The following is a 13,996-nucleotide window of genomic DNA, read 5'->3' as shown; positions in this document are numbered from 1 at the left end:
TGGAGTCTGTCCCATGCTGAAATCCCTTGCGACCTGGTGTTTTGCCGCGTCGGTCCTGTTGGCCAGTACCTGCGCCATCGCCGAGATCACCATCATTCCGGAGCCGCAGCATCTTCAGGCCGGTGAGGGCAGCTACTCGCTGGATGCCAATACCGGCATTGACGCGCCGAACGACTCGCGCGCGCGCGAAATCTCCTCCTTTCTTCGCGATGCAGTGCTTGAGCAGACCGGCATTCACCTTGCCACTGGCCCGCATGCGCACGGCATCGAGCTGGCGATCGATCCTTCGGTCAAGGGCGAAGAAGCCTATCGCCTGTCCGTCACGACGCGTGGCGTGATCATCCAGGCTTCCACCGACAAGGGCCTGTTCTGGGGTGTACAGACGCTGCGCCAGCTGCTGCCGCTGCAGCACGGCTCGCCTGCGCTGATACCTGTTGTGCAGATCGACGACGCACCGGCTTTTGCCTATCGCGGCTTCATGCTCGACGTGGGCCGGCACTTCTATCCGGTTTCGTTCATCAAGAAACAGATCGACTTGTTGAGCTACTACAAGATCAACGTTTTCCATTGGCACCTTACGGAGGACCAAGGCTGGCGCCTGCAGATCAAGCGCTATCCCAAGCTCACCAGTGTCGGCGGATGGCGCACCGAGGCGGATGGCAGCCGCTACGGAGGTTTCTACACCCAGGCCCAGGCGCGCGACGTCGTGGAATACGCGCGCAAGCGCAACATCACGGTCATTCCGGAGATCGAGATGCCGGGTCACAGCGTGGCCGCGCTGGCCTCGTATCCGGAACTGTCCTGCACCAAGGAACCGGTCCACGTCGCGACTACCTGGGGTGTGTTCAAGGATATCGACTGTGTCGGCAAGCCCGAGACCTTCACCTTCCTCGAGCACGTCCTGGATGAGGTGATGACCGTCTTCCCGTCGCCGTATATCCACATTGGCGGCGATGAAACGCCCAAGGATCGCTGGAAAGATTGCGACACCTGCCAGGCGCTGATGCATCAGCAGGGCCTGAAAGACGAAGAAGGGCTGCAGAGCTACTTCATCAAGAAGATCCAGGCTTATCTCGCCAGCAAGGGCAAGACCCTGGTCGGCTGGGATGAAATTCTCGAAGGCGGCGCCGACAAGAACGCCATCATCGAAATCTGGCGCGGCGACGACGAAGCACGCAAAGCCCTGGCCAATGGCAACCGCATCATCGTGGCCGGGCCGTTTTACCTGGATTCGCCTTCCGAGCGCCTGACCGTCAAGAGTATCTACCAGACCGATTTTGCCGGTGCCGGCAACGATCCCGTCTTCGCCGAGCATCGCGCGCAGATCCTTGGGGCCGAAGCGCCGCTGTGGAGCGAGCGGGCCAATCCTTATAACGCGGAGTCGAAGATCTATCCGCGCATGCTCGCCTTCGCCGAGCGACTCTGGAGCGACCAGGACCGCGACGATGCCGCCTACGCCTCGTTCGAGCACCGCCTGCAGGCGCAATATCCGTGGCTGGACGAACAGCAGGTGGCCTACGGCGCGGAAGACCGCCCGGTGGTGCAATACACGATCGCCGTCAACGCGCAGCACGACGGCTGGCAGCTGCAAGCCAAGCGCGGCTTCGACGACGTGCAGAATCACTACACCACCGACGGCTCGGAGCCGTCGGCGCAGTCGCCCTCGTTCGGCGATGCCGTGGACATCAAGCAGCCCGGCACGCTCAAGGTGATCCCGTTCCGCCACGGCCTGCGCTATGACAACGCCACCAGCTTCATGCTGGTGAACAGCGAGGCGATGGGGCACCCGATCCAATTGTCGCAAGATGCATCCAGCGACTATGCACCCGCCAGCTCGCTGGTCGACGGCGTGCTCGGCAGCAGCGACTTCCACGACGGCCGCTGGGTAGGCTGGAACGACAACGACGTGGACGCCATCATCGACCTGCAACAGGACACCAGCTTTCACACCATCAAAATGAATTTCCTGTCGGCACCGCAATCAAGAATCGTCTTTCCCCAGCAGATGACGTTCTCGACATCGCTGGACGGCGTGCATTGGACGAAAGTGTATGGCGTGACCCCAGAGGTGGACGTAACCTCGCCGTCGCGCATTCAAACCATCGAATTCAAATCGGACAAGCCCATTACGGCTCGCTGTATCCGCATCGAAGCGCAGCGGCCGTCGAACTTGCCTGCGCCGTTTCCCGGTGGCGCCAAGAACATCTGGTTGTTCGCCGACGAAGTTCTGGTGCAATAACGGCCATGCTGCGAAATCGGCGTTAGCCCTCCCCGCACGCCGGGGAGGGCTAACGCGCTTTGCTCCTTTGTCCGCTTCGCCCCGCCAAAGTCCCGCTCGCCCCATGGCCCCGTCCCGTTGCCACGGCTGCCGCTACACTCGATCGCCATGAACCCGCGATCCTTCCCACCTTCGGCGGCCGTCCACGGCGAACACGCGCCGTTTCCACCGAAAGCATTCGCCACATTGTGGGCGGCATTCTGGTTGCTCATGATCAGCATTGCCGTGGAGGACGCACTGCGCAATCCGCTCACCCGCTGGTGGGAGCCGGTCTTGTGGGAAGGCAGTTCCCTGCTCGTTGGAACAGCCTGGATGCTGCTGGCTCTGCGCGTTCGTGGATGCTATGCACGGTATTTGGACAAACCCCTCGTCTGGTTCGCTTGCTACGTGCGCTGGTTGCCGCTGGTGGACGTCACCTTTATTGCGGCGGTTTACGCGATACGTTTCGGCATCTACGCCGCCGCGGGTCTCACCTACGAGCACCCGAGCTGGCACTTCGTCTTCGTCTACGAAAGCGTCCGGTTGCTGCTTTTTGCAAGCCTGTGGCTCGGCATACTGTTCGGCATCGATTCCTTCGGGCAGTGGCAGCTCCAGCGACAACGCCTGTTGAAAACCCAGAAGGCGCTGGCCGAGGCGCAGCTTGCGCAACTTCAGGGGCAACTGCGCCCGCATTTTCTGTTCAATGCGCTCAACACTGTCTCCGCCCTGATGCATACGGATGTGGAACGGGCCGATCGTCTGGTGGCCGCGCTCGGTGATCTCCTGCGCATCAGTCTGCGCTCGACCGAGAATGAGATGACGCCGCTTGCCGAAGAACTTCGCACCCTGGAGCTCTACGCGGACATCATGCGCGCGCGATTCCGCGATCGCGTTGCGCTGACCTGGCAGACCCACCAGGCGCCGCTCGGCACCCCCGTTCCGACCCTGTTGTTGCAGCCCCTGCTTGAAAACGTGTTCAAGCATGGCGTCGAAAACACCGTCGCGCACGTACGCATCCACATCAGTGCACGTGACGAAAATGGCTTGCTCGAAATCGTCGTGAGCAACTCCGGGTCCACACTGGTCCCGGACCATCGTGATGGCGTGGGATTCCGCAACTGCCGGGAACGCCTGAACATCATCTATGGCCAGGCCGCATCGTTGCAGGTTCGCAATGAGGGCGACGGTGTTGCCGCGCGCGTCCTGATCCCGATGACGGAGGCGATGCCGTGATTCGCGTGGTGATCGCCGACGACGAAGCGCCGGCACGCGAGAAGCTCGCATGCTGGCTGGCGGAGCAGGCGGACGTGGCCGTGGTGGGTGCGGTCGAAGACGGTTTGTCCGCAGCGCAGTGCATCGAGCAGCTCAAGCCGGACGTGGCTTTTCTGGATGTCCAGATGCCGACGTTGTCCGGCCTGCAGGTGGCCGCACAGTTGGAGCCATCGACCGCACCGCTGGTCGTCTTCGTCACCGCGTACGACGAGCATGCCGTGAAGGCCTTCGACCTCAATGCGGCCGACTACCTGCTCAAGCCTTATGACCGGGATCGCTTCGCACGCACCATGCAGCGTGTGCGGGACAGGGTACGTGCGCACGACACCGGCGCTGCTGCCGTAGCGATCGGGCGGGCAGGGGCGCCGGGCTGCGAACGCCTGCTGGTGCCGGACCGCGAGCGGCTGCAGCTCATCGACACGGGATCGGTCGAATGGCTCGAAGCCGACGACAATTACGTCCACGTGCATACGGCGGGGCGCTCTTACCTCATGCGCAGGACGTTGCAGGATCTTCTTTCCCAATTGGGCGAGCAGCGCTTCATCCGGATACACCGATCGGCGGCGGTAAACCTTGCTTACATCGGATCGCTCACTCCGCTGTTCAAGGGCGACTACGAACTCCATCTGCACAACGGCCGCGTTTTGCGGCTTAGCCGACGCTATAGCGAAGCGCTGTTCGCGCGCATAGGGCGATAACGCCCGTCTCGCCACGCCAGCGTCTCCGGCTGCCCCAAATCGGCTGTCGGCCGAGTGCCAAGGGATCAAGCTGTCGATTCTGGCCTCGGGAGCGGGAACCCATGTTCGGCTACTACCTCGATCTGGCTCTGCGCAGCCTGAAGCGCAGCAAGGCGCTCACCGCGTTGATGGTGCTGTCCATCGCATTGGGCATCGGCGCGTCGATCACCACGCTTACGGTATTGCACTTGCTCTCCGGCGATCCACTGCCTGGGCGCAGCGACACGCTGTACCACCCGCAGATCGATCCGCGCGACGACAGCGGCATGGTGCCGGGCAAGGAGCCGCCTGACGAGCTCACCGTTATCGACGGTTTCAACCTGCTGAAGGCGAAGCGGGCGGACCGGCAGGCGCTGATGACCGGCGGCGTGGTGCCGGTCCAATCGGATGCCGCGACGGTAGATCCGTTTTACGTGGAGGCGCGTTACACCACGGCGGATTTCTTCGCGATGTTCGGCGCGCCTTTTCGTTACGGCCACGGTTGGGCTGCGGCCGATGACGAGGCGAAAACGCGGGACGTAGTCATCAGCAGCACGCTGAACCAGCGACTGTTCGGCGATGCCAACAGTGTAGGGCGCACGCTGCGCATCGCAGACAACCTGTTTCGTATCGTGGGCGTGGTCGGCGATTGGGCGCCAAGTCCGCATTTCTATGATCTCAATACGGGCACCTACGGCTATGCGGAGCAAGTGTTCCTGCCCCTGCAAACCGCGCTGGACATTCACCTGGATCACAACGGCAGCGTCGATTGCTGGGGTAACGGCACCGGCGGCGTAGGCCGGATCTATCCCTCGCCGACCTGTGTGTGGATGCAGCTCTGGGTACAACTGGATACACCGGCCAAGGCCGCCGATTACCGGAATTTCTTGATCCACTACTCGGAACAGCAAAAAGTCCTGGGCCGTTTCATCAAGACACCGAACGTGCGCCTGCGCAGCCTGATGCAGTGGCTGGCGTACCAGCAGGTGGTGCCCGATGACGTGCGTCTGCAGGCCGGGCTGGCTTTCGGTTTCCTGTTGGTGTGTCTCGTCAATACCGTAGGTTTGATGCTGGCGAAATTCCTGCGTCGCGCTGCCGAACTCAGCGTGCGTCGCGCGCTGGGCGCAGCGAGGCGCGCGCTGTTTGCGCAACTGCTGATCGAGTCCGGCGTGGTCGGCGTGGCAGGCGGAGCAGGCGGCTTGCTGCTGGCGCTGATCGGCTTGTGGGTGGTGCGGCACCGTCCCTCCGACTATGCCTCGATGGCACACCTCGATTTCGAAATGCTTTTGATCACGTTCCTGCTGGCATTGGGCGCGAGCCTGCTGGCCGGCCTGCTGCCCGCCTGGCGAGCCTGCCAGGTGGCACCCGCGCTGCACCTGAAAAGCCATTGAGGGCATCATGGAATTGCGACCGATACTTTCCGCGCTGCTGCGGCACAAGATCACTGCTTGCTTGTTGATCCTGGAGATCGCGTTGACCTGCGCGATCGTGTGCAATGCGGTGTTCATGATCAGCCATCGTTTGCAGCACGTACAAATGACCAGCGGCATCGACGAGCATGCACTGCTGCAGATTCAACTGGCCGCGATCGCGCCCACACCCGACATCTATGCGCGGGCGAGGGAAGACCTGGCCGTGTTGCGGCAGGTACCAGGCGTGCAGGCCGTGGCCTTGACCAACCAACTGCCGATGGGCGGTGTCTCGTCGGACTCCAGCCTCAAGCTGGATCCGGCCCAGCGCGAACCCACGCTGCACGCCGCCAGTTACTTCGGCGAAAACCTGCCGCAGACCATGGGCGTGCGGCTGGTCGCGGGGCGCGATCTGGCGCCGGACGAGTTCGTGAATGCGGACGTGGTGATCCATGCGCTGGCTGCCGGTTCCTCGAAGGGGCTGCCCGCCGTCATCGTGATCACGCAGGCGCTGGCCGAGCACTTGTGGCCGGGACAGAATCCGCTGGGTAAGACGATTTACCTCACCGATCAGCTGGGCGTGCGGGTGGTCGGCGTGCTCGCCGACCTGGCGCGTGCGAACCCCTACGACGATGCCACCGCGCATGACTCGTTCATCCTGCCGATCTTCATGGGCACGGACAAGAATCAGAGTTACATCATCCGCACCCGCCCGCAGGATCGCCAGGCCGTGCTCAAGGCCGCCGTGGCTGCGCTGAAGAAGGCCGATCCAAGGCGGGTGGTGACCCAGCAACGCACCTACGACGACGTACGCGAGAAATACTTCAGCAACGACCGCGCGATGGCTGGCATCCTGTTTGGCGTGATCGTGATGTTGCTGACCGTTACCGCGCTGGGCATCGTCGGCCTGGCGAGCTTCTGGGTGGCGCAGCGGAACCGCAGCATCGGTGTCCGCCGCGCGTTGGGTGCCACCCGACGCGATATCCTGCGCTACTTCCACACCGAGAACTTCCTGCTCGCCACCATTGGCATCGTACTCGGCATGGCCCTGGCCTATGGGATCAACCTGCTGCTGATGACGCATTACGAGCTGCCAAGGCTGCCGGTCGTTTACTTGCCGGCCGGATCGCTGGCGCTGTGGATCATCGGCCAGCTGGCCGTGCTCGGTCCCGCGTTGCGCGCCGCCGCGGTGCCGCCGGTGACGGCTACGCGATCCGGATGAGACGGCAGGCCCCGGCCCCGCAGCTATCGGAAGGACGGGATATACTCCGGCACTGGGGCCAGGGGGCGTCACGCGCGACCCTCCCGCCAGACCCGGGGGCCGGCTGTCGTGAGCATGCAAAGCATCAGCAGTACGCCATTACTGCCTTTGGGCGGTCCCGTCGTCGTCCATGGCAGAAAGCGGCCACATCAGGCTCCTCCGCCGCCACCGGCGGTTTCGACGGATGCTTCGTCCCCCGGTACTGAGCCCTTCGCCTCCGCCATTGCGGCCGCGTTGAGCCAGCTTGGACTGGCACCTGCAACCAGCGCGTCCACCCAGGCTGGCGCGAGCGGCATGCCGGCCAAATCGTCGTTGCAGCAGCAAACGACGACACCGCAAATTCAGCAGTACCGAAGTGTGGCGGCAACGTCGTCCGCACTCGCGCAAGCATTGAGCAACGGCTCGATCAACCTGCCATCGGCCACCGGGGCGAGCAGCAACCTGACCGGCGCGCTGCAAGGCGTCTGGTCGTCGCTGGGGGCGTCGTCCGGCGCGGATCGGGAATCTTCAAGCAATACGACGCCAAGCTTTCAATCTTTCCTCACCACACTGGCGCGCAACGTCAGCGAAAGCGGGCTTACCGGCTTGCGTGGCGTATTTGTGGATATGGTGGCCTGACGTCTCAGGGTGAACTCGAGCGGCCTGGAATCAGATTACAGCCCACAACGGTCATTGTCTGATTCAACTGGATGCCGCATTGGGCTCACCCAGTAAATTGGAAGACAATCTTCAGGGGGAAGACGTGTCGACACTCAATGGTTTCGGAATAATGCTTTACGGCTGGAAGCATCACGCTGGCGAGCATCACCTCTGATGCTCCCGCTTTCTGAGTAACCGCACGGCGTCGCTCCGTCATTGTCAATGTCATCCACGTCAGGGTCCCCGGCGATGGAGTACCGCGAGCAATCTATTCCCAGATCGGCCGGCGAACTTCGGGACTGGATTTCCGACATGATGCTCAGCGCGCCTGCGCACCGGAGAAGATGCCGGGTATGTCGACCATTAATTTGAAGATGACGTTATGCACGTGGCTGACGCGAACCGAGGACTGGCGTTGGAGCGACTACACCTGAGTAGTCGCTCCCTGCGTTTCGTCAAATTACTGGACGCCCCGGAAGCGCTGCGCTATCTCTTCAACCAGCCGACCTCATTCTATGTCCGCGGATATCCGCTCAATCCTGGGCAATGGGAAGAGCTGCATCCGAGGGTGGTATTGCCCACGTGGGAACACTCCGGAGCCATCTACGGGGTCGATATCGCAGCCGATCCGCCCGTGTTTATCAGCTTCTATCGTGAGCTTCCCGGGGACGTCGAAATTCACGGAACGAGCATCTTTCACGCTCTCATGCACGTGCTTTGCCTCCACGTTTGGGAGTATGGAGGCGGTGTTGCAGAGGCCGAACAGGCCATTGGCTTTGCCAAAGAGTTGGCATTTCCAGCGGTGGACAGGTTAGCGGCGTTATTCCGGAATCAGAGAGCCAGTGCTGAGGAGATTGCAGGATACGTATCCGAACTGGATTGCTTTTTATCGAGCCGCTTGGATGAGGCGCATCCGCCATCAGACGCCTAAAAGTGTGTGTTGACCAGGGTCCAAAGTCCTTTAATCCGTGCTTGTCGTGCAAGGTCATGCAATGGTCATCGCATGACACCGCCTCATCCACTTGCAGGAATGGCCTTTAGCGCAATATTGAGATAAGTGATTTCAGACAGCTCGTTAAAGTTGATGATCAGCTTCAGGCCGGCTTCGATGTCTTCGTATCGACTGTCAAATTTGTCGGAAGCAGCAGGGTTGCCAAGCAGTCGATGCAGTTCATCCTGCTTCACGTTCGCGTGAAGGCCGTAGGGGATCTCGAATGGAAATGCCGAAAAGCCTTGCACGGCTTTTACAAAAATCTGCACGGCAATCACACGTTCCCACTCGACAAGAAGATCTATTCCCGTTTTTTTCGATCCTATGTAGCGCCTGGACGGTGGGTCCTCTTCGATATCGTGAAGTTCAAGCCGGTCAATGGCCTCCCGCACCTGCGGCGAGCCGGCGGTCATGCCCAGTAGGCCGGGAAGGTAGGTGGGCATGGAGATGGGTTCCTTCAGGCGGCGATAGCTCATGATCGCAGTTTGGCTTCCGGTTGGCACCAGCGGGTGCAATTTGCCAGAATCGGGCCGGGAATCTATTCGCACGATAGGGGCGCGCGATGGACGGAAACGAGGATCTGAAGAGCTACTTCGCCGAGAAAAGCCGGGCGGAGTCCCAGACGCATTGGCAAACATATAAGGGCTATCTCGACGGCCCGATCTTGATGCTGGCCTTCATAGTGTGCGTGTTGCTCTGGATGTACTCGCTCTATTTTTTGCCGGTGGTCGTTCGATCATCCCAGCTCGTTCCATGGCGGGTGGGGCTGGCGCTCTTCTGGTTCATTTGCACACTGATCGTGGCGTCCAGAACGCGCCCAAACGGCAGCAATGGATGGCGTCGCGCGTATCAGGGCGAATTATTTCCGAACTTGAAGGGCGCGTCGGCCGTTGTTGTGACAGTTGCCGTCGTTTGTGTGTGGTGCGCAGCGTGCGGTCTGCCTGGCGCGATCATCGCTGCCATTCCCGCAAGCGTTTTTGGGGCGGATGGCGGATCGATGCAGTTGAGCGTGGCCAAGGTCAGCGTTTGGGCGCCGCACAATAGAAATACGGGCAAATTGATGATCACGACGGACGGGCCAGCCTACTCGGGAAGTTTTCTATGGGATAGGTATGATCTGGCGCTGCGCGCGTTTGATGAAGTAGGGCCAAGTTCCATTTCTTGCTTGAGTATTGATTATCGCAAGTGGCTCGGTATTGCCGTCATCAACGGCATACATTCTTGTCGGTAGGTGGGTGACGGTAGGGGCAAGGTGACTGTGTTGAGCCGGCTATTGCATCGAAACAAAGAGGCTCTTGGTCTTTCCTTTCGTCGCTTGAGCGCTTGCGAGAAGAACGCGAGGAAATTTGTTCTTCAAGACAATCCGTTGATCTGCATCGCCAGCGAAACGACACCCACGCTCGAAGTGAGATTGTCGATATAGACGATGTTCGGAAAGGTCTGCGCACTGCATGCCGGAAGCAACTGCGACGACAACTGGGCGTTGGCTTGGTTGGCAAGAGTAAGGATGCCGTCGGCCAGGCCCGCGTCGCAGAACACCGCTTCGTCGCTGCTCTGCGTGAGCGTCCACGACAGAAGGAAATAGGAAGCCTGCGGATTCGGGCGTTGCGCAGCCATTTTGGCCAGTTGGTCGCTGACCATGCTGCTGAGGTCGTTGGTGTCGGAATACTGGTTGTAGACCGGGAAATTGGCGGGTAGATAGAACCCCTCGCCGGCAAAACTGCCCAGGCTGATGCCGCTGGCAGACGGGTCGACCACCACGATTACGGCGGGCGAATCGTTGCCGATGAAGGTGCCCAACGTCAGCGTCGTCAGGTCGGCACCGATCGGGGCGTCCGTGTACAGGTTGTCGAGACCCTGCTGCAACATTTGCAGCAGGCTGTCCCACTGTGCCTGCGTGAGGGCGGCGTAGGAACTGTTTCCCAGGTCCGTATCCAGGTCGTGCGACAGGTACAGGATCACCAGCTCGTCATTGCTGGCTGTAAATGTGTTGACGTCGTCGATGATCGACGCGATCGACTGGCCGTTGCCGCCTTGCCAGGAATTCAGCTGGCTGATTTCCGAGTAGTGGCCTGTGACGTATTGGCCGCCGCTGATGACCGGGCGGATATCGAAGTAGCGCGAGCCGTTCTGCAACTGGCCCAGTATCCCGTTGGTCTGGGTCACGGTGTTGCAGGTGTAGGCGAATGCCGTGCCCGAGTTGAGCGCACTCATGCCGGCGTCGTGCGTGCCGGGCATGCACAGCTCGCGGAGCGTGCGCGAACCGAGTTGCGCGATGTTGTTCTGCATCCACGCCGTGCCGGATACGGCGTTTTTTGCTGCGCGGGAAGGGAACGGGCGAGCGCTGGTCGGCAGGCCGACGAGGGCGGCCGCACCGGCTGCCTTGATGGTGTGCCCCAGAAAGTCGCGGCGAGACATTGGCTGACGCATGCGCATCACTCCTCGTTGGATGTGTGACGGATTCGTGTCGATCCATGCGCCGCGCGTGGGTTGGTGCGGCGCGCGAAGCCTAAATACGAAACGGTGATGGGTGAGTGACGGTGCCTGCGTGGCGTCGCGCTCCTTGGTTGTGCGCACGCCGAAATGTCGTTTTTGACCGATCCTGAGTTGATCAATATGCTTTCAATTTTAGTAACGTTACGATAAAATGCTCTAAGAACTCAGGAGGAAACCCATGGTCGACCCACGCGATCCCGGCACCATTGCCATGTCTTTTCCCTTCAAGCCGCGGCGCGGCAGGCCGCCCACGGGCAGGGCCAAAAGCGCGGCGGAACGCATGCGCGCATATCGCAAGCGCAACGTGATGGTCAGTGCGGATGTGCTGCGCGCCGTCGTGGCGCAGTGCGAACAGATTCAGCAGCTGATGGATGCGAACCAGGCGCTACGCCGCGAGCTGGATACGGTGTATGCGGATATCGCCCGGTTGCGGGTGACGCTGGCCAGCGATCAGGAGTAATGCCCGCTGCTGCACCGTGCCCGCGGAATTTCCGCGGCTGAAAATAAAACGAGCCGCCTTGGCGGCGGCTCGGTCGGGCATCGGTCATCCATGGTGAGGAGGGGCCCCTCCTCGGCGCCTGACTTCCCGGCGGGGAAGTTATCGCATATCGCGGGCGCAATGTCTTATGTCGATGCAGGTAATTTCGGGCGGCGTGAAACTATTTCTTTAAAGCGTGGCAAGGATTGTCAAAAAAGAGTGATGGCGTTGAGCTCGTCCTCGTGATGACAGCCGATGATTGAGATGGCTTCTCATTACACGTGGGCGCAAATACGGCTGAACTACGCGACTGTGCAACCCGGTTGCAGGCCTTATCGCCAGGCCGTCAATCCGTAGTGGTATGGGCAGCCGCTGCCAAGGTCGACGTGCTCGATGCGTGAGAATCCTGCTTCCGTCAGCCACGCTGCGCAAGCCTGCGGAGCAGGGCGAATGGCCAGTGGCGGACCGCGCGGCGTCGGCACATCGGAACGCCAATGCATCACCGATAGCGTGCCGCCGGTTTCGAGCGCGGCGTACGCTTTGCGCAGCAGAGGCACCGGTTCTTCCAGGTGCAGCAGGTTGTAGATCATCACGTGCGTCTGGCTGCCGGGCGCCACCGCGAGATCGCCGGCGATGAAGTCGTGTTCCAAGGCGCGGATGCGGGATAGCGCCTGCGCCTGCGCCTTCAATCGCACTGCTGCGACCATCTCCGCATCGATATCGAGCGCAGTAATGATGCCGTCGCTGCGCCGGGCGGCCGCCAGGGTGAAGGTGCCGAAGCCGCAACCCAGTTCAACCGCGTCGCCAAGGGGAGCCGGCCATAGCCGGTCCAGGGCATCTTCCGGGTCGAAGAAGGTGGCCCATAGCGCCTCTTCGGGCATTCCGCTTTCCCGGCATTTCAAGGGTATGGCTCCTGCGTGGCGATGAAGAAAATGTGCAGGCGCGATGGCACCCGGCACTTGGATCCACCGTAGCGCTTTCGCGCGCAACGAGGGTAGGGAATCGGCATGGCGGCCCGTCGTTATATCAGTAACCGAGGCGTGTATCGGCCATGAGGGGATGGACGATACCAGGCAGCCTTGGCGGCGCCTTCAGGGAGAAGGCGCGATCGGGCTCTCTGTTTTGCAGGGACCGTGGAGCAGAGGCAACCGCACCGCATCCAATGGCGATGCCACGTGCGAACGAAACGATCCGGAGTACGCACGTCCACGGAGCGGGCACCCACACCTCTAGCCGTTCATCTGATGGGGAGAAATGCCAATGCAACAGAAATTGAAGTTCGCGCTCCTGGCCGGTCTCGTCGGCGCTGCCTGCATGCCGGCCTTGGTCGCCGCGCAAGATGCCAGTGCCTATGCACAATCCGGCGACGAAGCCGTAGGGCCGATCGAATCCGTGGCACGCGAGGCCTGGCGCGAAGACGTGGCGGCCATCGCCACGCCGGCCGAAGGCTGCTTTCATGCCACCTATCCCAGCATCGTCTGGCGCCAGGTGGGTTGCAACGTAGTGACTCCGCGCGAACATCCCGTGTTGAGAAGGGCCGCGTTCGGTGCGGCACAGACCACCGGCAATGGCGCCGACTACGCCTTGAAGGCGGCGGGGCACATCAGCCAGACCGTCGGCACCTTCCCGTCGGTAAAGGGCGTGACTTCCGAAAAGGGCGTGGGTGTGGCCGCCTTTGGCGGCGGCGGTATTCTCGGGCCGAACGAATACACCCTGCAGATCAACTCGAACGCGGATTCGAGCACCGCAGCCTGCAAAGGCCATTCGGGTTGCGTGATCTGGCAGCAGTTCATTTACTCGCCGGACTACAGCGTGCAGGGCGAGGCCGCGGTGTTCATGCAGTATTGGCTGATCAATTACGGCGGCAGCAGTTGCCCGAGCGGGTGGGGTAGCGATGGCCAGGGCGATTGCTATCGCAACAGCGCCGCGACCACGGCTCCCGATGTGCCGATCACCAAGCTGGCCAGCCTGAAGCTGTCGGGCTCGGTGGTATCGGGCGGCAAAGACACCGTGATTTTCACCGACGGTACCGAGGCTTATAGCTCCAGCGGCAAGGACAGCGTGACAGACCTGGCCGGCGTGTGGAACGAGTCGGAATTCAACGTCGTGGGTAACGCGGGCGGATCGGAAGCGGATTTCAACAGCGGTTCGTCGGTAGGTGTGAAGGTGGCGGTAAGCGACGGCTCCAAGACCGCTCCGACCTGCGCCAAGGACGCCGGTACCACCGGCGAGACCAACAACTTGAATCTCGGCAGCTGCACCACGGCGAGCGGCACCACACCTTCGATTCAATTCACCGAATCGAACTGACGGCTCGTTTCGCCAATTGATGGTTCGTATCACGGAAGCCGAGGGGCAATCCCTCGGCTTTTATGTTTTATGCGGGGCGGGCAGGGCCGCCGGGGGCAATGCCTGCCGGGGATGGTAAGTTCTGTGCAGGTGGGAGCGGCGCCTGGCCGGTCGGCGGGAGACGTCGT

The 13,996-nt window shown here is 61.4% G+C and carries 13 protein-coding genes; 10 read left to right on the top strand and 3 right to left on the bottom strand.

Annotation, left to right across the window (positions count from 1 at the left end; genetic code table 11):
* Nucleotides 1–13: 13 nt before the first annotated feature.
* The 7 genes from ISS99_RS16595 to ISS99_RS16565 all read left to right on the top strand — a co-directional run bounded on the left by ISS99_RS16595 (nucleotide 14) and on the right by ISS99_RS16565 (nucleotide 8,485).
* Nucleotides 14–2,239 carry a glycoside hydrolase family 20 protein gene (locus ISS99_RS16595; protein WP_204632750.1) on the top strand — a complete coding sequence of 742 codons (2,226 nt, stop codon included), beginning with the start codon at nucleotides 14–16 and terminating at the stop codon, nucleotides 2,237–2,239.
* Between the two features lie 117 nt (nucleotides 2,240–2,356).
* Complete coding sequence (locus tag ISS99_RS16590) at nucleotides 2,357–3,490, top strand: sensor histidine kinase (RefSeq protein WP_204632749.1); 1,134 nt, start codon at nucleotides 2,357–2,359, stop codon at nucleotides 3,488–3,490.
* Entirely contained in the window at nucleotides 3,487–4,227 is a 741-nt protein-coding gene (locus tag ISS99_RS23685; protein ID WP_204632748.1) for a LytR/AlgR family response regulator transcription factor, read from the top strand. The genes ISS99_RS16590 and ISS99_RS23685 overlap by 4 nt, the downstream gene beginning before the upstream one ends.
* A 101-nt stretch (nucleotides 4,228–4,328) precedes the next feature.
* On the top strand, nucleotides 4,329–5,636 hold the full coding sequence (locus ISS99_RS16580; RefSeq protein WP_204632747.1) for an ABC transporter permease: 1,308 nt from the start codon (nucleotides 4,329–4,331) through the stop codon (nucleotides 5,634–5,636).
* Nucleotides 5,637–5,643: 7 nt separating this feature from the next.
* Complete coding sequence (locus tag ISS99_RS16575; RefSeq protein WP_204632746.1) at nucleotides 5,644–6,876, top strand: ABC transporter permease; 1,233 nt, start codon at nucleotides 5,644–5,646, stop codon at nucleotides 6,874–6,876.
* A 273-nt stretch (nucleotides 6,877–7,149) separates the two neighbouring features.
* Nucleotides 7,150–7,533, top strand: coding sequence for a hypothetical protein (locus ISS99_RS16570; protein WP_204632745.1), 384 nt, complete (start codon nucleotides 7,150–7,152; stop codon nucleotides 7,531–7,533).
* 409 nt (nucleotides 7,534–7,942) lie between these two features.
* The gene (locus ISS99_RS16565) at nucleotides 7,943–8,485 is read left to right on the top strand and encodes a hypothetical protein (protein WP_204632744.1); all 543 of its coding nucleotides are present in this window, start codon (nucleotides 7,943–7,945) and stop codon (nucleotides 8,483–8,485) included.
* A gap of 83 nt (nucleotides 8,486–8,568) precedes the next feature.
* On the opposite strand, the gene ISS99_RS16560 is transcribed toward ISS99_RS16565, so the two are convergent.
* Entirely contained in the window at nucleotides 8,569–8,988 is a 420-nt protein-coding gene (locus ISS99_RS16560; RefSeq protein ID WP_204632743.1) for a hypothetical protein, read from the bottom strand.
* A 119-nt stretch (nucleotides 8,989–9,107) separates the two neighbouring features.
* Between ISS99_RS16560 and ISS99_RS16555 the strand changes: the two genes are divergently transcribed.
* Nucleotides 9,108–9,776 (top strand): hypothetical protein, encoded by a 669-nt coding sequence (locus ISS99_RS16555; protein ID WP_204632742.1) that lies wholly within the window; start codon nucleotides 9,108–9,110, stop codon nucleotides 9,774–9,776.
* A gap of 122 nt (nucleotides 9,777–9,898) precedes the next feature.
* On the opposite strand, the gene ISS99_RS16550 is transcribed toward ISS99_RS16555, so the two are convergent.
* Nucleotides 9,899–10,975, bottom strand: coding sequence for a twin-arginine translocation signal domain-containing protein (locus ISS99_RS16550; RefSeq protein WP_204632741.1), 1,077 nt, complete (start codon nucleotides 10,973–10,975; stop codon nucleotides 9,899–9,901).
* Between the two features lie 244 nt (nucleotides 10,976–11,219).
* Between ISS99_RS16550 and ISS99_RS16545 the strand changes: the two genes are divergently transcribed.
* The gene (locus ISS99_RS16545; protein ID WP_204632740.1) at nucleotides 11,220–11,501 is read left to right on the top strand and encodes a hypothetical protein; all 282 of its coding nucleotides are present in this window, start codon (nucleotides 11,220–11,222) and stop codon (nucleotides 11,499–11,501) included.
* Between the two features lie 350 nt (nucleotides 11,502–11,851).
* Here the strand turns inward: ISS99_RS16545 and ISS99_RS16540 are convergent, their stop codons facing one another.
* The gene (locus tag ISS99_RS16540) at nucleotides 11,852–12,400 is read right to left on the bottom strand and encodes a class I SAM-dependent methyltransferase (protein WP_239538121.1); all 549 of its coding nucleotides are present in this window, start codon (nucleotides 12,398–12,400) and stop codon (nucleotides 11,852–11,854) included.
* A gap of 379 nt (nucleotides 12,401–12,779) precedes the next feature.
* Between ISS99_RS16540 and ISS99_RS16535 the strand changes: the two genes are divergently transcribed.
* Entirely contained in the window at nucleotides 12,780–13,829 is a 1,050-nt protein-coding gene (locus ISS99_RS16535) for a hypothetical protein (protein ID WP_204632738.1), read from the top strand.
* The last annotated feature ends 167 nt before the right edge of the window (nucleotides 13,830–13,996 follow it).

The sequence above is a fragment of the Dyella mobilis genome, assembly GCF_016904945.1.
Taxonomy (GTDB): Bacteria; Pseudomonadota; Gammaproteobacteria; order Xanthomonadales; family Rhodanobacteraceae; genus Dyella_B; species Dyella_B mobilis.
The sequence above is the reverse complement of the archived record's forward strand: the minus strand, read 5'-3'. Positions and strand labels throughout refer to the sequence as shown.